This window comes from Novosphingobium barchaimii LL02, assembly GCF_001046635.1.
Lineage (GTDB): Bacteria > Pseudomonadota > Alphaproteobacteria > Sphingomonadales > Sphingomonadaceae > Novosphingobium > Novosphingobium barchaimii.
In genome coordinates this window covers 385,615-406,126 of sequence record NZ_KQ130454.1, presented here as the reverse complement: position 1 = coordinate 406,126, position 20,512 = coordinate 385,615, and the positions used below count along the sequence as shown (strand labels likewise).

19 protein-coding genes are annotated in these 20,512 nt (G+C 66.0%); 8 read left to right on the top strand and 11 right to left on the bottom strand.

The features are described 5' to 3' along the window. The 4 genes from V474_RS12430 to V474_RS12420 all read right to left on the bottom strand — a co-directional run bounded on the left by V474_RS12430 (position 1) and on the right by V474_RS12420 (position 2,574). Positions 1-285 carry a PqqD family protein gene (locus V474_RS12430; RefSeq protein ID WP_059151790.1) on the bottom strand — a complete coding sequence of 95 codons (285 nt, stop codon included), beginning with the start codon at positions 283-285 and terminating at the stop codon, positions 1-3. A 195-nt stretch (positions 286-480) separates the two neighbouring features. Then, entirely contained in the window at positions 481-633 is a 153-nt protein-coding gene (locus V474_RS26200) for a hypothetical protein (RefSeq protein WP_169795065.1), read from the bottom strand. Positions 634-781: 148 nt separating this feature from the next. Next, complete coding sequence (locus V474_RS12425; RefSeq protein WP_148649383.1) at positions 782-1,720, bottom strand: hypothetical protein; 939 nt, start codon at positions 1,718-1,720, stop codon at positions 782-784. Beyond that, complete coding sequence (locus V474_RS12420; RefSeq protein WP_059151788.1) at positions 1,717-2,574, bottom strand: hypothetical protein; 858 nt, start codon at positions 2,572-2,574, stop codon at positions 1,717-1,719. Before V474_RS12420 ends, V474_RS12425 begins: the two co-directional genes overlap by 4 nt. 34 nt (positions 2,575-2,608) lie before the next feature. Between V474_RS12420 and V474_RS12415 the strand changes: the two genes are divergently transcribed. Then, positions 2,609-2,920: a hypothetical protein gene (locus V474_RS12415; protein ID WP_148649382.1), complete on the top strand. Its 312-nt coding sequence runs from the start codon at positions 2,609-2,611 to the stop codon at positions 2,918-2,920. 9 nt (positions 2,921-2,929) lie between these two features. On the opposite strand, the gene V474_RS12410 is transcribed toward V474_RS12415, so the two are convergent. From V474_RS12410 to V474_RS12400, 3 genes are all read right to left on the bottom strand, one after another. Next, the gene (locus V474_RS12410) at positions 2,930-3,643 is read right to left on the bottom strand and encodes a sugar transferase (RefSeq protein ID WP_236711234.1); all 714 of its coding nucleotides are present in this window, start codon (positions 3,641-3,643) and stop codon (positions 2,930-2,932) included. Between the two features lie 341 nt (positions 3,644-3,984). Then, the gene (locus tag V474_RS12405) at positions 3,985-5,253 is read right to left on the bottom strand and encodes a glycosyltransferase family 4 protein (protein WP_082699766.1); all 1,269 of its coding nucleotides are present in this window, start codon (positions 5,251-5,253) and stop codon (positions 3,985-3,987) included. After that, a complete protein-coding gene (locus tag V474_RS12400) occupies positions 5,250-6,509 on the bottom strand; it encodes a polysaccharide pyruvyl transferase family protein (RefSeq protein WP_169795064.1) in 1,260 nt (419 codons plus the stop codon). Before V474_RS12400 ends, V474_RS12405 begins: the two co-directional genes overlap by 4 nt. A 220-nt stretch (positions 6,510-6,729) precedes the next feature. Between V474_RS12400 and V474_RS12395 the strand changes: the two genes are divergently transcribed. The 4 genes from V474_RS12395 to V474_RS12380 all read left to right on the top strand — a co-directional run bounded on the left by V474_RS12395 (position 6,730) and on the right by V474_RS12380 (position 11,776). After that, entirely contained in the window at positions 6,730-7,596 is an 867-nt protein-coding gene (locus V474_RS12395; RefSeq protein WP_082699791.1) for a glycosyltransferase family 2 protein, read from the top strand. A 68-nt stretch (positions 7,597-7,664) separates the two neighbouring features. Continuing rightward, the gene (locus V474_RS12390) at positions 7,665-8,726 is read left to right on the top strand and encodes a polysaccharide pyruvyl transferase family protein (RefSeq protein ID WP_059151786.1); all 1,062 of its coding nucleotides are present in this window, start codon (positions 7,665-7,667) and stop codon (positions 8,724-8,726) included. A gap of 129 nt (positions 8,727-8,855) precedes the next feature. Further along, positions 8,856-9,122, top strand: coding sequence for a spike base protein, RCAP_Rcc01079 family (locus tag V474_RS12385; protein ID WP_059152129.1), 267 nt, complete (start codon positions 8,856-8,858; stop codon positions 9,120-9,122). A gap of 2 nt (positions 9,123-9,124) precedes the next feature. Further along, complete coding sequence (locus V474_RS12380; protein ID WP_059151785.1) at positions 9,125-11,776, top strand: putative Ig domain-containing protein; 2,652 nt, start codon at positions 9,125-9,127, stop codon at positions 11,774-11,776. Between the two features lie 73 nt (positions 11,777-11,849). Here the strand turns inward: V474_RS12380 and V474_RS12375 are convergent, their stop codons facing one another. Both V474_RS12375 and V474_RS12370 read right to left on the bottom strand, forming a co-directional pair. Next, positions 11,850-12,776: a glycosyltransferase family 2 protein gene (locus tag V474_RS12375; protein WP_059151784.1), complete on the bottom strand. Its 927-nt coding sequence runs from the start codon at positions 12,774-12,776 to the stop codon at positions 11,850-11,852. Then, complete coding sequence (locus V474_RS12370; RefSeq protein ID WP_059151783.1) at positions 12,773-13,888, bottom strand: glycosyltransferase family 4 protein; 1,116 nt, start codon at positions 13,886-13,888, stop codon at positions 12,773-12,775. The genes V474_RS12375 and V474_RS12370 overlap by 4 nt, the downstream gene beginning before the upstream one ends. A gap of 172 nt (positions 13,889-14,060) precedes the next feature. On the opposite strand from V474_RS12370, the gene V474_RS12365 reads away from it, so the two are divergent. Both V474_RS12365 and V474_RS12360 read left to right on the top strand, forming a co-directional pair. Then, complete coding sequence (locus tag V474_RS12365) at positions 14,061-15,182, top strand: glycosyltransferase family 4 protein (protein WP_169795063.1); 1,122 nt, start codon at positions 14,061-14,063, stop codon at positions 15,180-15,182. A gap of 38 nt (positions 15,183-15,220) precedes the next feature. Continuing rightward, positions 15,221-16,366, top strand: coding sequence for an acyltransferase family protein (locus V474_RS12360; RefSeq protein WP_059151781.1), 1,146 nt, complete (start codon positions 15,221-15,223; stop codon positions 16,364-16,366). A 23-nt stretch (positions 16,367-16,389) separates the two neighbouring features. On the opposite strand, the gene V474_RS12355 is transcribed toward V474_RS12360, so the two are convergent. Continuing rightward, the gene (locus V474_RS12355) at positions 16,390-17,265 is read right to left on the bottom strand and encodes a polysaccharide pyruvyl transferase family protein (RefSeq protein ID WP_236711233.1); all 876 of its coding nucleotides are present in this window, start codon (positions 17,263-17,265) and stop codon (positions 16,390-16,392) included. 212 nt (positions 17,266-17,477) lie between these two features. Here V474_RS12355 and V474_RS12350 point away from each other — a divergent pair, with 212 nt between their 5' ends. Next, positions 17,478-18,968 (top strand): lipopolysaccharide biosynthesis protein, encoded by a 1,491-nt coding sequence (locus tag V474_RS12350; RefSeq protein ID WP_059151779.1) that lies wholly within the window; start codon positions 17,478-17,480, stop codon positions 18,966-18,968. A 17-nt stretch (positions 18,969-18,985) separates the two neighbouring features. On the opposite strand, the gene V474_RS12345 is transcribed toward V474_RS12350, so the two are convergent. Beyond that, a complete protein-coding gene (locus V474_RS12345; RefSeq protein ID WP_059151778.1) occupies positions 18,986-20,509 on the bottom strand; it encodes a hypothetical protein in 1,524 nt (507 codons plus the stop codon). Positions 20,510-20,512: the final 3 nt, after the last annotated feature.

The window sequence follows — 20,512 nt, the reverse complement described above, 5'->3', positions numbered from 1 at the left end:
TCAGGCCCTGCCGACCAGGCCGGCATCGACGAGTTCGCGCAGCAGCGCGAGCGTTTCTTCCTCGCAGGTGGCGCGGTCGACGTCGTAGATATCCAGAAGGGCATCGCACAGCGCGGGCACGTCATGATGCTCGTCGAGCAGTTTCCAGATTCGGGTGGCGACCTCGTTCAGGCCAAAGCAGACGCCGGCCTGGATATCGAGCGCGACCAACTGCCCGTCGACTTCCGCCGTTGCGGTTGTCGGGTTCTTGGTGAAAGTTTCGACACTCGTAATCACAGCGGTCATGGATGGTCCTTTGCCGGGGCACATGCGCACTGCCGAAAAGCAGGGCAGGACGAAGTGAGAGAAGATAGGTGGGTGCCGGTGGCGCAGATTGCAGGGCGCCTGACGATCGAGCCGGGCAGGCCTTCGAACCTGAAAACCTAAAGAAGCCGGCTCCGAAAGTTCGTGAGAACTGCCGGAGCCGGCTTCCCCAAGGCCTTAGGAGCCCATCATACGGCGCGGGTTGGCGCCGTCGGTGAGCATCGACATCATCGTCGTACCTTCGGCGTCAGCTGCGCCCATGCGGACGACAGCCGGGCGCTGCCAGGTCATGCGACCCGAAGTACCCATGGTATTGTTGGAGTTGGTCATTTCGAACCGGCCTTTCTTTAAAAAGCAACACTAAGTAACGCAAAAAAGATACTTTTCTTATATTACTTGTGTTGCAGATTTGAATGCTAACATTGCTGCTGTCTACTTCAAGTTTATATTGCAGTGCGGCAGGGGTGTTAAAGAATTTTCATGCTGCGATTTGGCTGCAAAGGGCAATCGCATGATCTTCGATAAGCGCGGCTTCCCTGTTGAAGTGTTCCATCCCCCAGGTCCGCTCGACCCGGAATACCGGGGTCCCGGTCGCCAGGCGTGCTGTGTCCTGCAAATAGCCGGCCGTATGCCCGACAAGGTCGCCGATGCGCCGCCGATATATGCTGGAGGTGATCGCATCGATGGCCGGCAGGCCGCGCAGCGCGGTGATCGCAAAACCGCTGTCCGGCTCTGCTTCGCGCAAATGGTAGATCGCGGCGATGGGGAGTGGCTGCCGGACGCGGTCCGACGACATTTCGAGTTCGAACTTGCCGTCCGCCCATGGGACCGAACAGGCCGCCTGGCCGATCCGTTCCATGGCTTCAAGGGCATCGTCCCACAGGCGAAGGCGCGGCATTCCGGGATGGCCGAGCGCTGTGCCTTTTGGGTCAAACGTGACTGCGCAGACGTCGTCGGTCAGAAGCGGGCGGCCTCGACCTTCGAACCAGGCGGCAAGGGTCGACTTGCCGGCGCCCGAATCGCCGCACAGAAGAACGGCTGCCCCGCCGCAGGCAAAGGCATTGCAGTGCAGCGGCATGATCGCGCGCTGGTGCAGGATGGCGCCCATGATCGAGCCGGCAAGGTAGAGGTCGATCTCGGCCTGGCTGACGCCGGGATAGGGATCGACGACGATGGTGTGGCCGCCGCGGATCAGGAACCGGCCCACTTCCTCCACCGCGATCGTCAGCCCTTCGGCGTTCCACGAAGTATCGAGGTCGTCGTTGACGGTTTCCATAACCGGTAGCGGGGCGACCGGGGCGAAGGCGACGTGGACATCTGCGGCGGTATCGTCACCGATGCGGGCACCGCGCAAGGTGGGAACTTCGCGAGGAAAGCGGACGTCCAGGCCGAAGACGCGGTACGTTGCCGTCATCACTGCGCCACCGGCCGCATGGCGTCGAACACGGCGTCAAGCACGGCGAGTTCGGGCAAGCCGAAACGGGTGGCCCAACGGGCGGGGTCGATGAGATCGGCGCAGCCCGCCGGGTGATAATGCAGGAAAGCGAGGTGGCAGAACCCTCCATCCGGGATCGCATCGCGGTAATGCCACTGCGAGGATCCGGAGAACAGCAAGGCTTCGTTGGGATGCAGGATATGATCCTCGAAGACGATACCGAGCAGGGCGGGGTCGGTCTCGTCGGATACCGTCGCAGCCTCTCCGGCGGTTGGCCAGGGGACTATGTCGCTGAACCGGATAGGCCATTCGCAGCTTTGCGCGAGGCACAGGTCGAGCGTCCATTTGGCGGAGGGTGCATCCATGTGCGGGGGGCACCGTCCGCCGCCGTGATATAGGCTGAGGAAATTGTAGCAGGGTTCGACTTCTTCGCCGGCAAGTTCCGACACCAGCGGCGTGAGCTCGCGTTGCAGAATGCCCAGCGCGGGAAGGTCGTGGAAGATGTCGCGCCCGAACTGGGCGTTTTCACGCGATTTCAGCGCCTTGGGTGGTAACGCGCGGACTTCGGCCAGCAGGGTCTCGAAGTGGGCATCGCCGAGAAGCGGGCGCACGTGGCAGACCTTGAAGTCCGGCGCGGTGCGCAGGACATCGAAAGCGGCCGTGAAGGATGCGACGCTGCCCGGATTGACGATTTGCAGCATCTGGCGTGCCGCTTCGAACTTGGCGAGGAACTGGCTGTCATACCAGTCGAAGCCCGGCAGCTCGTGCAGCACGCGCATCGCCACCATGTATCGGTGCGCGATCAGAGGGTCCGTCAGATCAAGCGATTGGAACATGGTGCCATCCCGTGCGGCTCGACCAATTGGCGGCATGGTGCTATCAAAGGAACGGGTTTACTGCCGTCCGCGTTGGTTTTTCGGCGTCGCATTACGAAGGCTGCGAATTATGACTGCGAGTGAGCCTGGAAACGATGTTTCCGGCAGGCCGGAACCGGATACCGGCGCATACCGCGATATCGGCCCCTGGAAAGCAGGCGCCGATCATGGTGCCAGCCCGCATACGGCAAAAGCCGCTGAAACGGCGCAGCCGATCGGCGGGAGGCCGCTTTTGTGGCGATGGTGGCTGCTGGCGGCGCTGATCAGCCTGGGGCTGTGGGGCGGGATCGTTGCGCTCATAAAATAGGGCACCATTTCAATAGCATCCGCGCGAGGCAAGCACCGCTGGAACTGTTCTCAGGCAGATTGAGAAGTCATAGACCAGCGACTTACGCAGGGCGTAGAAGGCATCGAGCCGTACCCTGATGTCGTAGCTGACTTCGTTGCGTCCGCTTACCTGCCACAGGCCGGTCAGGCCGGGGCGCACGGAGCAGTACGCGCCGAAGCGGTGGCCGTAACGGGCGACTTCACCCTCTACGATCGGGCGCGGGCCGACCACGCTCATATGGCCGAACAGGACGTTCAGGAGCTGCGGCAGTTCATCGAGGCTGGTCTTGCGCAGGATTCGGCCGATTGGCGTGATGCGGGGGTCGCTGCGCAGTTTCTGGTCGCGTGCCCATTCCTGACGCGCTTCTTCCGAGCTGGAAAGCAGAGTTTCCAGCCGTTCGCGGGCATCGACCACCATCGAACGGAATTTGAGGCAGGGGAACTGCTTTCCATCCCGGCCTATGCGCTGCTGGACGAAGAGAACCGGACCATTGCTGGTCAGTCGGACGGTCAATGCGACGAGCAGCAGCAGCGGCAGGAACAGCAGCAGCGCGAGCGCGGAAACCACAAGATCGAAAGCCCTCATCGCGATCTGATGTCCCCGGTCGGCAAGACCCTGGTCGTCAGTCCTGCTGAAGGAATGGCCAGGGGAGCGGTGCAGCGTCGTTCCCATTCGGGCGACCTGCGCTTTCGCGGTCTGCATCGACATGCTCCTGATTGAACCCGCCGCGATCACACTGATTTTGACCGACGAATCAATTAATATGGATATACCATATTTCGGTTTATCGGTTCGTAACAACTACATTTTGCAGTGCAATATGGGTCATATCGGAGCGCAATTAATTTAATTTAATTTCCGGGTTAATGTTATTGAATTCCATATAGATAAAATAGGGATGTTTAGTTTGAGAATTACAGACTTTTGCCCAGAACTGATCTTGCGGTTAAGGTCTGCCAAGTTCGCCTTGCGAATTTTTAATCGCATTGAGGCGCTGCTGGCTCTCGCAGGTATGGCCATCGCAAGGACGGCATTGATCGCAGTCATCGGTGTGCCTGCAAGCGTTGTTCGAGCGCCATGGGGATATCGCCCGGTGCCATTTTGACCCTTTCATCGAAGATGGCTTCCAGGCGATCTATCCATGCGGACGGGGTCAGGGCCAGGGACATCGTACGGATAAACGCCGCCTCGCTCATCGCGCGCGTTAACGCATCGTTCTGAAGAATCGTGCGGATCGCGTCGGCAAACGCATCGACGTTGCGCGGATCGACGGCGATACCGGCGCCGGATGCGACAAGGTCGTCACTGAGCAGTGCGGTTCGGGACAGGATCACCGGCAGACCGCTCCATGCCGCTTCGATCGCCACCAGGCCGAAAGGTTCGGGGTAGCGACTGGGCATGACCAGCATCCGCGCATTGGCGGCAAGATCGCGAATTTCGGCGGGGCTGCGCCGTCCCATGAGGCGGGCTGCGGGATGAATCTGGCGGATGCGATCGGCTAGCGGACCTTCGCCCACCACGGTAAGCGCGGCCCCCGCGCGCGCGGCTGCGTGCGCCGCCAGATCGGCGCCCTTGGTTTCTTCCAGGCGGCCGACGAACAGGACTTCGCGGTTGTGCTCTGCCGCAATGCGCCGTGACGAGAAGGGTTCGACCGGATTGGGCAGGGCGATGATCGATCCGGCGGGGATGCCTGCCCGGGCGAGGAAATCGCGCATGCCTTCGTGAATGGCGAGCACCGGCGGCGAGGAGCGCGGCCGGTAGGCGCGGCGCTGGACTGCCTGGCGCGCGCTGCGCCACAGCTTTCGCGCGGTGCCATCCCGGTCGCAGGGGGTAGAGAGGCAGGCGCGGGAAAGCGGGACGTGCGGACATACCTCGCCCGACTTGAGCCAGGCGAATGCGCCGTTGGGGCAGGCCAGGAAAAAGTCGTGCGCGGAGATGACGAGGCGTTCGCGTACCGGATCGAGGGCGCCGAACACCGACGGCGAAAGAATCTGCGACCAGCCATGCAGGTGATAGACGGTTGCGGGGGTATCGTGCCGGGCGATCCAGTCGCGCACCATCGTGTGGGCTGCGTGGTTCCAAAGGCCGGTCACCATCGCCTTGGCGCGGCTTCCCGCAAGCAGGCGCTGCTGGCCGAGGGCGACGATCTCGACGCCGGCGTCGGCAAGGGCGCGGCTGTCTCCCGCGTCGCCGGTGATGAAAGTCACCTGGTGTCCGCGTGCGGCGAGATCGCAGGCGGCCTGTACCGCGAGTTTGCTGGCGCCGCCCTTGGGGTCGCTGAGGTCGTTGATCTGGACGATGCGGCCGATCATGCGTTGGCCCCCTGCAGGCGCGCCGCGAATTCGGCCACTTCCCGGCATGCCTGCGCGATCAGGGGGGCAGGGTCGAGATGATCGGCGATGGCGGCGGTGGTGCGGGCCCCCGCGTCGGCGGCGTCCACGGAGGCCGGGTCGAGCATGTGGCGTCCTCGCCCCGCCAGATCGAAGAAGCTGTCGAGTTTTACGTCCCAGCGCAGCCCCACGGCGGGAACGCCGAAGGAGTAGGCGGCGATGCAGGCGTGCATGCGGTGGCCGACGATGGCGTCGCAGCCCGAGACAAAACTGGCGAGATCGGCAGGGGTTTCGAAAGACGGACTGAGCGTGACCGGCCCTCGTGCATGGCGTATCCAGTCATAGAATCGGCCGTGCAGGTATTCGCGGTCTTCCGGGCTGCCGTTGGTGAAAAGGGCGACTTCAAAGCCTTCTTCCACCAGCGAACGAAGCGCCGCCGGATACCAGTCCTCAAGCGTGGCGGCAGAAGATTTGTCGCTATGGTAGCGTACCGCGAGTGGATCGGTCACGCAAAAGCCGACCTTGCGGCCGCTCGGGCTGCGCGGTGCGGGTGGGTAATGCAGGCTGGCAAGCACGCCCGGGTCCACCACCACTTCGGCAGGGACCACGCGGGGGCCGAAATGTGCGGCCCAGCCTTGCCGCGAGCGATCGTCGCGCACTGACGCCCAGATCAGGCGCGTGCGGGAGAAAGCGCGGTTGAACAGTTTCGCGCCGGCCTGGGACCAACTGGGCGCGACGCCTACCGCATAGACCGAGACGGGCAGCGAGAGCCTTGCCGCCTCGGCGAGGGCGCCAGAGATCTTCATCGGAAAGTTGAGGTCCGAATCGGTGAGCAGGTTACCGCCGCCTATAACCACTGCATCAGCGCCGGACAGTCCGCGGCGATAACGCCCGCGCAGGCGCCCGCGCAGCAGCATTTCGAGCATGGCCCGCGCGGCGAACTGGCGAAGCGGCGGGGGGCAGCGGTCAAGCAGGGCAAGAGCCAGGCCGCGCGCGCCGCCGTGAGATGCAGGATATTCGGTGCGGCCGGCAAGGTCTACGGACACCACCTCGCAATCGGGTAGCGAGCGCATCAGTTCGCGTTCCAGGCATTCGCTCAGCAGGCCGTCGCCCAAATTGGGGCTGTATTTCACGTTGAATAGCACTACGCGGTTGATGGCGCGCATACGCTTGCGGGGTATGCCTGCAATGTCGCCGTGCGCGAGCGCCGGCGCAATGGCGATCGACGGGGCGGTCATGTCGTGGACTGTCTCCGTGGATTGACTTGCACATGCGGTTTCGCGGTGCCCTGCCATGTACGGGGACTACCAGAGTTACCTCGATATTCGCAGGATGTTCGCGCGCAGTGACTATTTTTTAACACTGTAGTTGGCCGCGTTCTCTTTATCCTTTGCCGCGTTCCATGTGTTCATCGGCTGCGATGTCGCGCCGATAGTAACTGTCGAGGGAATTGGCCGCTTGCCTAGCATCCACGTCGTGATCGCCACGGTTGGCCGTGCCCAATTGGTGCGCCGGACCGTCGACCTGCTGGCCTTGCAGACCCGGCCTGCCGACGGCGTGATGGTCGTATCGGTCTCGCCAGCAGATGTCGCCGGGGTCGAGCAGGCGCGCGGCGCGCCGCGCATCGTGTTTTCCGAAAGGGGCCTGTGCCGCCAACGCAACCGCGCGCTTGAGGCGCTTGAAGGGCAGGCGGACATCATCGTCTTCTTCGACGACGATTTCATCCCGGCGGATGATTACCTCGCACAGGTGGAGGCGTTGTTCGAGGCGCATCCCGATATTGTCGGGATCACCGGCGAACTGCGCGGGGACGGGGTGCGGCAGGGCGGCTTCACGGTCGAGCAGGCGCTCGAACTGCTGGCAAAGCCCGACCCGTCGTCGGCGGAGCTGCGCCACCGCCATGAGCTTTACGGCTGCAACATGGCCATCCGCACCAGTGCGGCACAAGGGATGCGTTTTGACGAGAACCTGCCGCTTTACGGCTGGCAGGAGGATATCGACTTCACCAACCGGCTGGGCCGCAAGGGGCGGCAAGTGTCGACCCGCGCGGTGACCGGGGTGCATCTGGGCACCAGCGGCGGGCGCACTTCGGGCAAGCGCTTGGGCTATTCGCAGGTAGCGAACATCGTCTACCTCAAGCGCAAGGGCACGATGCGGCCGGATTTCGGCAACCGGCTGATGTGGAACAACGTGGCGGCCAACGCGCTGCGCAGCCTTCGGCCCGAACCGCTGGTCGATCGGCGGGGGCGGTTGCTGGGCAACATGCTCGCCATTTTCGACTGCCTGCGCGGGCGCGTCGATCCGCGCCGGATACTGGAGATGTGACGGGACTGGCGACCACCCCGGACCCGAGGGCGGCTATGGCCAAAGCCCGGAAACAGGCACAGGCACAAATGCGGCGCCAGGTCTTCGTCTGCGGCGATCTGCATAACCTGGGCGACCTCAAACTGCTGCTGCAGAACCTTGCCCTGACCAGCGGGCGCGGGGGCCTCGTGCGCCGCTGGGCACCGCTGCCGGCGGCGGTGGAGCGGCAGGTCGAGGCGGCGGGCGGTGTGCTGGTTTCCGGCAAGGCCATACCGGCATTCGCGCGGCAGGCATTCGGAGCGCAGCTCGTTTTCGGCGGCGGGCAACTGGTGCGCGATAACGTCTCGATCCCGTCCTTGCTCGGCTTGCTGGCGGGCGTGTTGAGCGCGCGGCTGGGCGGCGGCAGTCTTGTCACGCGGGGGCTGGGGGTCAGCACGATCCGTTCGCCGATGCGCAGGGTTCTGTGGCGGGCGGTGCTGTCACTGTGCAAGGTCGTGAATTTGCGGGACGAGGCATCGGCGCGCAATCTGGCGCGGCTGGCTCCCGGCAAGGCGCACGCGGTCAATGCCGACATGGTGTTCCTGCCCACGGCCGGCGCCCATACGATTTCGCCGGGGCGGGGTGAGCGGCGGTGGATCGTCATCGCCCCCTGCATCGACGGCAGCGAGGGACGCTCGATCGAAGGGGATGCGCTCGACGCGGCGCTGGAGGCGGCGTTGAGCGCACTGCCCGGTGCGCGCATCGTCATCGCCTGTCATGATCCGCGCGAGGGTATGGACAAGGCCGCCGCTGCCCGTCTGGTGGCGCGCTGGCCCGAGCGTGAGATCACCGTGCTCGGCGGGTACGAACTGGACCCGCTCATCGCGCTGTACCGCGAAGCTGCACTGGTGCTGACCAATCGCCTTCACGCGCTGATCTTTGCGATCCTTGCCGAAGCTCCGGCGCTGGCGATCGAGGACGGGACCGCCAAGGTACGGGTCGTCGCCGACCGGTTCGTCATTCCCGTCCTGCCGCGAGATCAGCCGGACGCGGCGCGCCAATGCGTGGCGCAGGCACTGGGCTTCGACCGTGAGGGGCGGGCGGCGGTGCGTCAGGATCTGGCGCGCAAGGCTGCCGGCAATCTCGACCACGGGCCTGCCGCTTCGGCGTGAATCCAGGGCGGCGCCCGCGCGAATAATCACTTTCCTACAACGATTCGAATGGAACATAAGGCGAACGAAAGCCGGGGCGACAAGCGTCTCGGCCATCAGTCCCTTTGCCTTCCAGTCGGAGTTGCCAAGATGCAGGACCCCTTCCAGACCCATGCCGATGCCGCCTTCGCGCCGTCGCGCTCGCCTTTCGCAATTTTGCCCAGTGACACCCAGGCTTTGGCGCTGGTGCCCAAGGGCATCTACGTCGGCACGGGCGGCGACGTGGTGCTGCGCGGCGTCGATGGCGCCGCCGACGTGACCTATCGCAACTTGCCCGATGCCAGCTACATCGCCGTTCGGGCGCTTTACGTGCGCGCCGCCGGCACGACCGCCGCCGATCTCGTCGGGGAGGGTTGAGCATGACGCGCCTCGTATCGGGGGGCCGCTCAGGCGGGGTCGGTAACCGCACGCGCACCGTTTCAGGCAGCGGCGCGCTGTTCGCGCTGCCGCGTGCGCTGGGTTCGGGTTCCAGCTTTTCGCTGCGTTCGGGCAGCAATGCCAATCTGGCGCTGGCCGGCACCAGCATCGCTGCGGCCTCGGCGCTGGCTGCGGGGGCGAGCCAGGTGGCGCTTGTTCGCGAAAGCGTGGGCACGGGCGCTGCCGCCCGCGCGGTGGAATATGCCGTGACGCTGACCGGGGCGACTGCGGCGCCCACTCCGACGCCCACACCCACACCGACTCCTACGCCGGGCACGTATCTGCCCGCCAACGCGGCACTGGCCGGGGCCTACGGTCTTGGCCTGCTGGTGTCCGCTTATGCCGGACCGGCGCTGCGCCTGCGCCGCGCATCGGACGGGGCCGAACTCGACATCGGCTTTTCCGGGCAGGCCCTGGACATCGCCGCTGCCTCGGCCTTTCAGGGCGCCTCGCCTCTCACGGTCGCGGCGGTTTACGACCAGACCGGCAATGGCCGCCATCTGACACAGCCCACCGCCTCCGCGCAGCCCTCGCTCTGGCTGGGTGAGGGCGGGCCGATCATCACCAATTACGACACCGACAGCCCGATGCTGATACCGGCAACCCTTGCGATCCCGCGCGCCGACTGCGCGGTGTTCATGGCGGCCCGCACCCCGGGGCAGGCGGCGACCTGCGGCTATTGGGCGTTCGGCGCCGGCGCGACCGACTACGGCCTGACCAGTCCGCGCAGCGCGGGAAATCTGGCGATGCAGCCGATGGTGGCGGGCGCTTCAATCCCGGCGACCGCAACGAATGCGCGGGCGCTTGGCGTGAACAACCTTGCGGTGCTGGGTCTTGTTTCCAACGCGGCGAAACAAGTCGTTCACCGCGACGAGCAGACGGCGGATTACCCCGCCGCTGCCGCCGCCATGCTCAATACCGGGGGCGAGGTCGGCGAAGCGATCGAATACGGCGGGCGCACCGACTGGCGCGGTTTCGTGGTCTATGCCGCCGCGCCGACGGATAGCGAAGTCACCGCGATCAAGGCCGCGCTGAAGACGGTTTTCTCCACTGCGGAGCCGGCCACGCTTTCGTTTCTTGCGGGCGGCGACAGCATCGTGTTCGGCACCGGCGGCGCCAACAACCGCACGATCACGGCCGCGCTTCACCACCGCTCCGCCGCCGGCGTGCTTTATCGCAACATCGGCATCGCGGGGCACCGGCTGGAACTCGGCTATACCGGCTTCAACACGGCATCCGCCGCCTATCTCACGCCCGGCGTGCCCAACGTCTACGTCAGCGACTACGGCCACAACGATATCAAGACCAACGTCACCGATGCGCCAAGCGCGCTCACGGCAGTCGCGGCGATGAAAGGGCAGGCCCGGCACATGGCTGCAAAGCTGCGGGCCTACGGCTTCGACATGGTGATCTGGCAGGAGGCCTACGCCGACGTCACGTTCACGGCCGATCAGGAAGCGGCGCGTGATGCATGGAATGCATGGCTGCGCTCGGGCCCGCTCGCCGAAGACGGACTGCCCTGCTTCGACGCGGTGGACACGGTGGCGAGCGATGCTGCCTTCATCCTCTCCGATGCCGAAACCGATGCCGGGCGCGGCATGGCGCAGGGGAGCAATTCCTCGGACGGGGTACACCCGAACGAGGTTCACGCAGGCACGCGCGCCGACCACCTTCGGGCGGCCTATGCGGCGATCCCCTTTGCCCTGAAGTATGTGCCGGTGGCCGGTCAGCAGGGGCTACCCTACACCGGTTATACCCCGCGCGTGGTGAAGGGCACGGCGCCCTACGCCTTCACCCTCGCACCGGGATCGGCGGCCTTGCCCGCCGGGCTTGCGCTTGATGCGGGGACGGGCGTCATCTCGGGCACACCTGCGTCTGCGGGCACGCGGTCCGGCATCGTCCTGCGCGCGGCCGACAGTCTGGGGGCAACGGCGGAAGCCGCTTTCGCGATTTCAGTGGCGGCGGCGGCAACCATCACTGTGGCCGACCAGACCGAGAGCTGGAACGCCGCCGATGCGACCGGCATCACGGTGGCCATGCCCGGGGTCGTCAACGCCGGCGACGTGCTGGTCGCGATTATGACGGTCGATGCGGTCCCTGCCGTCACCTGGGACAATGCGACCGCCGGGGCCTGGACACAGCGGGCCCAGTACGTTTCGAACTCCAACGCTCACACGCTGATGGTGTTCACGCGGACAGCGGACGGCACGGAGGGCGGCAGGGTGCTGAACGTCGCCCTGTCCGGCTCGCAGCAGGCGGTGACGCGGGTGCTGCGCGTCACCGGGGCGACCGGGGCGGTGGAGATGGGCAGTTACTTGCGCAGCGCCGCCACGTCGGCAGACCCGCCGGCCATTACCCCAAGCTGGACGGGCGCAAGCCTGGACATCGCCGTCCTCGCGCTTGACGGCACCGCCGCTGTGTCCTCCGGTCCAGCCGGGTATTCGGGTTTCATGACGCGGGCATCGAGCGCGAGCGGCCAGTCGACCAATGCGAGTGCATGGAAGATCGCCTCGGGCGCGGAAGACCCGGGGGCCTTCACGCTTTCCGCCTCGGGGCAGTGGGTTGCCGCCACCATCGCATTGCAGGCCAGTTGACGGCAGACGCCGCGACGCGATGACAACCGGCTCGGCCTCCGGCGATGGAAAAGCGCCGGAGGCCGAACGCGTTTCAGGCCGTCCGCATCGAGCGTACCAGCGCAACACCGATCAACAGCGGCAGGCGGCGGAAGCGGCTGGATAGCAATGATCGCGGGGTGATCGCGACAAGGCTGGCGAGCACGGGCAGGCGCATCGCCCGCACCCGTTCTGCCGAGATCGCCCGGTAGCGGCGGAAAATCCGCAGCCGGGTATAGGCCTCGACGATCAGGGCCGGGGGCCGGCCGGCGCCGGTGCGCGCAATGGCGTCAAGCTCTGCGCGCACGGCGGAACGCTCTTGTTCCTCGACATTGCCGATCGAGATCGCGCCTTCATGGCGGCGGTAGAACAATACGTCGACGGGCGGGTTCTCGATCCGGCCGTGGGCGCTGGCACGAATGAACAGGTCGTAGTCCTCCGCATGGCGATAGTCGCTGCGGTAGCCGCCCATGGCCCTGAGCGCGGCCGCCCGCATCATGATCAGCGGGTGCATCGAAACAGCGACGCGGGGGGGGAACACCGAAAGGTCGGTGCTGGCATGGCGCCCGCCGGTGGTCCGGGTGCTGGCGGGGGTTGGGTTGCGGTCTCCCACGGCATAGCCGCCCACCAGCACGACGTCCGGGTGCTGATCGAGGTAGGATGCCTGGAATGCCAGCCTTTCGGGAAACGAGACGTCGTCGGCGTCCATGCGCGCGATGTACTGCCCCTGCGCATGTTCGATCGCGGTGTTGAGCGCGGCGACAATGCCGCCGTTGGGCTGGGTGACCACACGAATCCGCGCGTCCTTGCCCGCCATGTCTTGCAGGATCGCAGGCGAGCCATCGGTGCTGCCATCGTCGACGACGATCAGTTCGAAATCGGCAAGGGTCTGATCGAGGATAGACTGCACCGCCTCGCGCAGATAGATCTCGCCGTTGTAGCACGGCAGGATCACCGAGACGCGTGGGCGCGCGCCGCTCATGCTGCCTGCCTCAAGGGCTGCTCGCTCAGCGACATGATCGTGTCCAGCAGTTCGCCGCCGGCCCGCGCCCAGGTGAATTGCAGCGCCCGTGCGCGTCCTTCCTCCACCTTGCGCGCGAACAGGGAAGAGGCGGGATCGAGCGCGGTGATCGCGTGTGCCCACGAAGCCGGATCGTCGACATCGGCATAGAGCGCGGCGTCGCGGCACACTTCGGGCAGGGCCCCGGCGGGCGCGACCACGGCCGGCGTGCCGCAGAGCATGGCCTCCAGCGGGGGCAGACCGAACCCTTCGGTGCGCGATGGGCACAGCAGGCAGCGCGCCTGCGCATAGAGCGCGCGCAGCCGTGCATCGTCGCACTTTCCGGCGAAGATGGCGCCTTCGGGAGCGGTCAGGCCCTGCGCGGCCAGTGCGGCGCGGGTGGTGCCCACGACCACCAGCGGCACTGCGGCAAGCGCGCCTTGCGCATAGGCGGCAAAGACCACGGCGTTGTTCTTGTAGGCTTTGGCGCTGCCGAACATCAGCGTGTACCCGCGCGGGGACAGGCCGAGTTCGGCCAGGGCACGTTCGTCCGGCTCCGCCTCCAGTACATGGTCGACGCCGTTGTAGAGCACCCCGGTGCGCGCCGCCGAGGAAACGCCCATCACGTCGAGCATGCGCCGCGAATAGTCCGACACGGTGAGCACCGCCGTGCTTGACCGGGCCATGCGCGGGGTCAGCAGGCGGTATCCCAGGCGTTGGCGCAGCGGGTACGAACTGTCGGGAAACAGGAACTGCGCATCGTGGATCAGCGTGATCTTGCGGCGATGGCGCAGCGGCGCAAGATTGGCGAGGTTGACCAGCACGCCGTCCGCCGCGAGCGCAGGCAATCGCCGCTGCTCCCAGCCTTGCGAGGGCGCTTCGTCCAGAGTGCGCACTTCGATATTTTGGAGCTGCGGCCGCCAGTCGCCGTCGTGGCGGGCGGGCAGCAGCAGCGTGACGGGCGGAATGGCCCCGCCAGATTCCAGGCCAAGGCGCGCGTCGATCTCGCGCACGAGGCGGTCGGCTACCCGGTGAACCCCGTTCAGGCCGCCCGAATAGAACTTGCCGTTGATGTAGACCGGCAGCATCGACATGAAGAAACAGCGCCGCCTTTCCGTACAAGCCATCGAAGCAGAGGTCCTCAGCGTAATATTGAGGCGCAGCGATTGCGACGCGCAATTATCGGTATTGCCAAGATTTAACCGCGATTTCGTGCAAGAGGAACCTTCCCTAGCGGCGCATCGCGCGCCATGCAGGAGGGGTAACGTGGGGGCTTGGATGTCGCAGCGCGACGACGCGATTCTGATCAATGGCCGCTTTCTGATGCAGCCCGTTACGGGCGTGCAGCGGGTTGCCCGCGAACTGGTTTCCGAAATGGACCGGATGGTCGGAGCCGGCGAAACCGCGCACCGTATCGCATTGGCCTGTGAAGCGGGTGCGGACGTGCAGTCGCTGGGCCTTCGCCACATCGAAGTGGAGCGGCGGGGCGGTGCAAGCGGGCACCTGTGGGAGCAACTGGTGCTGCCGCGCATGGTCAGGGGACGGCGCCTGCTGTGCCTGGGCAACACCGCCCCGCTCGCCTCGGCGCTGGCCGGGCAGCGCGTGGCGGTGATGATCCATGACGTATCCTATCTCTCGCTGCCGCAGGCCTATTCGCTGCGTTACCGCTGGGCGCACCGCGCATTGCTGCCCGTACTGCTGCGCCGCGCCGATCCGATCTTCACCGTTTCCGTGACCGAACGCGAACGCCTGAAACGCCTGAACGGACGTGCGGGCAAGCGCATCGTCGCCATCCAGAACGGCGGCTGGAGCCATGACCGGGTGGAGCGCGGTGCGCCCGGCACGCAGGGCGGCGAGCGTGAGCGGATGGTGCTTTATGTAGGCTCTCTTTCACGGCGCAAGAACGTCGAGCGGGTGATCGCCGTCGCCCAGCGCCTTGCGCGCGAAGACGGCGTGCGCACCGTACTGGTCGGCGCGAGCAATGAGATCCTCGCCCCCATTCGCGCCAGCGTCGCGCCGGATGTGGGGCATATGCTGGAATTCGTGGGGCAGGTGCCCTGTCTCGAAGCGCTGGCGGGCTATTATCGTCAGGCCTCATGCCTGCTGTTTCCCTCGCTCTACGAGGCATCGCCGCTGCCGCCGGTCGAGGCGATGAGCCTGGGCTGCCCGGTCGTCGCCTCGGCCATCCCCTCCATGACCGAACGGTGCGGGACGGCGGCGCTCTACTGCGACCCGCTCGACAGCGACGACATATTGGCGGCGGTGCGGCGGGTTCTCGGCGATCCGGCCCTTGCGCAATCCCTGCGCGCTCAGGGCTTTGCCCGGGCTGAGGGCTTTTCCTGGCGTGAACAGGCCCGCCGGATTATCGAGGTCATGACCGCGAGTTAATTTGGCCTATCGGCCGATTGCGCGAATGGTCGCGGGCGATGACGTCCAGCCCCGTATCTTCCCTTCCGCGCAAGGCGCCCGTCTATGGGCTCGATGCCGTGCGCCTGCTCGCTGCCGTGCTGGTGGTGGTGTATCACCTGGGGTTCAAGGTCTGGGCGATCGAAGGCAGTATGCTCAACGCGGCGCTGGGCGCCGTGATCGCCTATCCGCCCGGCTGGCAGCTGAGCTGGTGCGGATGGGTCGGCGTTCAGGTGTTCTTCGTCGTTTCGGGGGCGGTCATCGCCTATTCGGCGCAAGGGGTCAGCGCGCGCAGTTTTGCCAAGCGGCGCGCGGCGCGGTTGCTGCCGGCACTGCTGATCGCCTGCGCCATTGCCTTTCCGGTCGCGGTGCTGGTCTTTGCCGTTCCGCCCGGACAGGCGGCGTGGCTGGCGCTCAAGACGCTCACGTTCATGCCTTGGGGGCCCTGGATCATCGGTCAGTTCTGGACCATCCCGGTCGAACTGTGCTTCTACGCGGTGATCTGGGCGATGCTGGCATCGGGCCGGGCCGCGCGCGGGATGCAGGCGCTTGCCTGGGGGCTGGGGCTGGCGAGCGCGGGGTACTGGACGGCGGTAGCGACAGGGCTGCTGGCAGGAGGAGGGCGCCTCACCGAACTCCTGCTGTTCCAGCACGGGGGGTATTTCGCGATCGGCATGCTCTGCGCCCGGCTTGGTAATGGCGATCTGCGGCGGCGGCATCTGGTCTTGGCACTTGCCTGCGTTACAGCGGCGGCCTTGCAGGTTCGCGAAGCGGCGAGCTGGGAAATGGCCGGACGGGCAGACCTCGCCGGGCGATGGCCACTGGCTTATGGAATCTGGCTTGCGATCACGGCGCTGGTCGCGCTGTCGTTCCTGTACCGGGATGCGATCGCGGTGCGGGCAAAGCGCTTTTCAGGCGCATTGCGGCTGGCGGGCCTGTCGACCTACCCGCTCTATCTCATCCATATCCATGTCGGCGGCGCCATTTTGCTGGCCGCAGCCCCGCTTGGCCCGGTACCGGCGTTTCTGGGCGCGATGGCCGGATCGTTATTGGCCTCGCTCGCCATCGCCGCCTGGCTGGAGCCGCCGCTCCATGTTGTGGTGCGTGCGGCCATCGGCCAGGTCGGGCGCCGGGCCATGGCGCTGCCCCGCCTGCGCGCGGGCTGAGGCAGCACACTTTTCCGGGGTGTTTACGCGGCTTGCCGGTTCCTGGCCGCTTCGCGTGCCCAGGCAATCGCATCGTCCAGATCTGCGGCGCGGTAGACCAGCGGCGATGCCCCGGTGAAGGCATCCAGGAAGCGCCCGATCTTGCCGTAGTAATTGTCGAGCACGGCATGGGGCCGGCCCAGCAGCAGTGACAGGATATGGACATGCAGCCGGTCGGTCACGATCGCGCGGCCTTGCGAAAGCTGGCGGAAACCGCGTTCGACCCGGTGGCGTGCCGCAGCCTCGTAAGACCTGGCGCGGGCGGCTGACGGCGAAAGTGCGGTCCAGGCGCGGATGGCGCCGGCGGCCTTGGCCCGGCGCACGGCGTTGATATCCTCGTCCAGCCAATCGTCGACGGGAATGCCGGCGGGGACCTGCGCCACGCCCGCGCCTTCCTTGTCGGTCCGCAGCATTGCCAGCACGTCCATCGACGGGGCGGCGCCGCGGGTGGCGCCGATGGCCAACGCACTGTCCGGGCACAAGTGGACCGGGCAGTCGAAATACTTTTGCGCCAGTTCCAGCGACGGGACATCACGCACGAGCAACGTGAAGTTGGGATGTGCGGCGATGATGCGCGCGGTCTGCGCGATTCGCGCCGGGTCGTTGTAGTGGATCGATTGCGGCAGCTGGATCACCGGCCGGTCGGTGAAACGGGCGATCACGCCTTCGCGGAAGTTCTGGTGATGGTTCCAGATGTCGCCGAAGCTGCCGCCGCCAATGAGGAAGATCGGACCTTCGGGTACTGCCGAACGCAGCGCCGCGTCGTCGAGATTATGAAAGGCGCTGACATAGGCGGGATCGGCGCCCGCCAGGGATCGGAACAAAGTAAGTGCGCCGAGCCAGATGGCGGAATCACCCACGTTGGAATAGTTGGGGAAATCAAGGAGGGCGAATTTACCCTGTAGGTGTTCCGAAAAGCATTCATTCAATCGAGAAATGGCGCTGTCGAATGAGCCATTAAAAGAATTTAATTCGGAGTTCATGCGATCATCCTTCTGATGATGACTTTGACTTGCTATTTCGCAGTTGCGGCATGACTATGCAAGCGAAACGAAAACGTTAGGGATGCAGCATGGCTGTCGAAGGTACTTTGCGGCATCGGGCAGCCGGAGCGATCGGATGGAGCGTGGTGCGCTTTGGCGGCGACCAGATATTCGGTTTCATCGTCTTCGCGGCTCTCGCGCATCGGCTGGGTCCGCAGACGTTCGGTGTATTCATCGTCGGCCTGGCGGTGGCGGAAATCGGCAAGATCATCGCGCAGGGCGGACTGGTGAGCAGCCTGTACCGCGCGAAGGAAGTCACCCCGCGCCTTGCCGACACGGTGTTCTGGGCGAACCTTGCGATGGGCCTTCTCGTGGCCCTGCTGTGTTTCGTGCTGCGCCGCCCGCTGGCGAACGCGCTGGGCAGCGCGGAAGCCGCACCGGTCATCGCCGCGCTGGGCTTCGTGGTGCCGATCTCGGCCGCCGGCGCTACGCATATGAGCCGCAACTTGCGCGAATTCGGCCACCGTGCGCTGGCGATCCGCTCGCTCGGCGCCGGACTGGTCGGCGGTACGCTGGCGCTGGTGGCGGCAGAGGCGGGTTGGGGCGTGTGGGCGCTGGTGGTGCAACGCTTCGCCAGTGAGGCGATCGGCACGCTGGTCGCCTGGCACGCCTTTCGCTGGCGCCCCGGTTTCGATGTTTCGTGGAGCACCTTGCGCGCCCAGTGGAAGCTGGGGGCCAGCGTTGCCGGCTCGCAGTTGCTCCTTGTCGCGCTCAACCGCGCGCAGGACGTGATCCTCAGCCGGATGATAGGAATCGGCGCGGTGGGCGTCTATCGCACCGCCTGGAAATCGATCGAGGTGGTGGCGCAGGGTCTGATCACGCCGTTCTCGACCGTCGCCGTACCCACGCTCGCCAAGCTCAAGCACGATATGCCGGCATTCCGGCGCGGTTATGTGAAGATGGTATCGACCAGCGCCATGATCGCCTTTCCCGCCATTGCCGGGATCGGCGTGCTGGCGGATCAGATCATTCCGCTGCTGTTCGGCCCGCAATGGGGTGAAAGCATACCGCTGGCGCGGGTGCTGTGCCTGCTGGGGCCGCCCTTCGCGCTCAACTTCTTCGCCGATCCGGCGCTCACCGTGCTGGGCCGGGCCGGGGTGATCGCGCGGCTGGCGGCGATCCAGCTGACGCTTACCCTGGTGTTCTGCATCGCCGCTGCGCCCCACGGCCTGCTGTGGTTCGCGGTCGCCTATGTCGGGCGCGCCTATGTGACGCTGGCCTTGCAGATGGTGCTGCTCCAGCGGGCAAGCGGAATTCGCGCCGCCGACGTGCTGGCCGGTATCGCGCCCGCGCTCGGCGCTTCGGCGGTCATGGCCGTGGTGGTGTGGGGGACGGGCGATACCATGCATGTGCACGGATCGGTGACCGGACTGGCCGCGCTCACCCGGTTGGGCTTCCTCATCGTGCAGGGCATGCTGGTCTACACGGCGGTTCTGCTGCTGATGCTGGGAAGCGCGCGCAGGGCGGAACTGGGCGGGTTGCTGCGCTCCGTGCTCACCCGCCCGCGCAGCCTTTCCTGAAAGCCCCATCTGCCGCATCAGGCCGGTAGGGGGACCCGCAGCGGGCCGAATGCCGCGGCGCCTCCCACGTCGAACGCGGCCCCGCCCGCATCCCCCGGCACTGCCTCGGCGGTCCGCCGGCCTGATCGCAGGGCGATGGCCGAACCGGACAGGATGGCGAAGGTCAATCCGGGGTCGCAACTTGGCGCCGAGACCGAGGCCACGCCCACGCCAACCAGCATGGCCCAGGCTGCGGCTGCGGCGGTATCGCGTTCAGCCTCGCCGCTGCGCATCCAGGTCGACAGCGCCAGAGGCTTGAACGCGCGCAGGAAGTGTCCGGCAAAAGCGGCAGCGCCGATCACGCCCACCGAACCCAGGATAGCTGCCGCCAGACTGGACGAGCGGAACGAGCCGGGGCCGATGCCCAATCCGTGCGAGACTACGAAAGCCTCCAGCCCCTGTCCCGCCCAGAACAGGCGCTGCCGGCCCGAGAAGGATCCGGCCTTGTCGAGCGTCATGTGTTCCAGCAGGTCACGCAGCGCACCCGCGAGCACCGGGTTCAGCACCAGCATCGCGCTGACCAAGACCATGCCGGCAAGCCCTGCAAGGATCATCCAGGCCAGCCGGTCGAACGTGAACAGGCGCGGCGTCACCGCTGCGCGCACAGCCAGGATAGTGCCGAAAAGCGCAAGTCCGACATAGGCGCTGGACGAGGTACTGGCGACGAGCGCCGTGCCCAGCAGCAGGGCGGCGGGTCCGGTCCGGCGAGGCTCGACCCCGCGCAGCCAGCATTCGAAGTTGAACACGAACCACACCACGGCGAAAGCGGCATAGGACGAGGCTTCGGGCAAGACGCCGTTCATGCGCACGAAGCCGTTCCATTCGTGATCGAGCTGGGCATAGTTGCCGTTGCGAAAGAATTCGAAAACGACGTTGGCCGGGGTATTGCGCAGCGCCACGCTGGCGAAGCCGAGCAGGGCGTGAACGATCCCGATCGTGGCGGCGGTGCGAACCAGTATGCGGCTTGCGGGCGTGGGTGCGGTGCCCGCGGCGCCCGCCACGGCGGGGCGAGAGCGCAGCACCGTATGCGCTGCCAGCGCCATCATCAGCGTGCCGGTCATATAGACCGCCGTGGTTATGTTCTGCGGACTGAAGCGCAGCGGCGCGGCGGCAAGAATACGCGCGAGTTCGCTGCCGTAGCGGGCGCGAATCTGGCCGCGCAGGGGCGTTACGTCGATCTCGCCCGCGAAGACGCGCGGCAGGATCAGTGCGGCGAGAACGCCGTAGACGACGAAGACCACGAGCCATGCATTGCCGCGCAGGGCATCGACGAGGTTGCCGGGCGGCACGCTGCCCGGCACGACGCAGCGCAGGAGCAGAAACGCGAGCGCGAAATGCGCGGGCGTGATCGACGATCCGCCCAGCGCCGTGAGGTTGACCGCAGCCGAGCCTCCGAACAGGGTCGATATCATCACGAACGCGAAAAGCCCGCGCAGCGATCCGAACACGAAAAGCCCCAGGCCGAGCAGCAGCTGGACTGCGCCGATGATTGTAAGTTCCATGCG

Bases quoted from the DNA above. Each gene is read 5' to 3' on its own strand.
- V474_RS12430 (WP_059151790.1), bottom strand. From the start codon at position 285: ATGACCGCTGTGATTACGAGTGTCGAAACTTTCACCAAGAACCCGACA.
- V474_RS12415 (WP_148649382.1), top strand. From the start codon at position 2,609: ATGGTGCTATCAAAGGAACGGGTTTACTGCCGTCCGCGTTGGTTTTTC.
- V474_RS12345 (WP_059151778.1), bottom strand. From the start codon at position 20,509: ATGGAACTTACAATCATCGGCGCAGTCCAGCTGCTGCTCGGCCTGGGG.
- V474_RS12390 (WP_059151786.1), top strand. From the start codon at position 7,665: ATGCGGCGCCAGGTCTTCGTCTGCGGCGATCTGCATAACCTGGGCGAC.
- V474_RS12400 (WP_169795064.1), bottom strand. From the start codon at position 6,509: ATGACCGCCCCGTCGATCGCCATTGCGCCGGCGCTCGCGCACGGCGAC.
- V474_RS12370 (WP_059151783.1), bottom strand. From the start codon at position 13,888: ATGTCGATGCTGCCGGTCTACATCAACGGCAAGTTCTATTCGGGCGGC.
- V474_RS12375 (WP_059151784.1), bottom strand. From the start codon at position 12,776: ATGAGCGGCGCGCGCCCACGCGTCTCGGTGATCCTGCCGTGCTACAAC.
- V474_RS12350 (WP_059151779.1), top strand. From the start codon at position 17,478: ATGGCTGTCGAAGGTACTTTGCGGCATCGGGCAGCCGGAGCGATCGGA.
- V474_RS12405 (WP_082699766.1), bottom strand. From the start codon at position 5,253: ATGATCGGCCGCATCGTCCAGATCAACGACCTCAGCGACCCCAAGGGC.
- V474_RS12420 (WP_059151788.1), bottom strand. From the start codon at position 2,574: ATGTTCCAATCGCTTGATCTGACGGACCCTCTGATCGCGCACCGATAC.
- V474_RS12410 (WP_236711234.1), bottom strand. From the start codon at position 3,643: ATGCAGACCGCGAAAGCGCAGGTCGCCCGAATGGGAACGACGCTGCAC.
- V474_RS12360 (WP_059151781.1), top strand. From the start codon at position 15,221: ATGACGTCCAGCCCCGTATCTTCCCTTCCGCGCAAGGCGCCCGTCTAT.
- V474_RS12385 (WP_059152129.1), top strand. From the start codon at position 8,856: ATGCAGGACCCCTTCCAGACCCATGCCGATGCCGCCTTCGCGCCGTCG.
- V474_RS12380 (WP_059151785.1), top strand. From the start codon at position 9,125: ATGACGCGCCTCGTATCGGGGGGCCGCTCAGGCGGGGTCGGTAACCGC.
- V474_RS26200 (WP_169795065.1), bottom strand. From the start codon at position 633: ATGACCAACTCCAACAATACCATGGGTACTTCGGGTCGCATGACCTGG.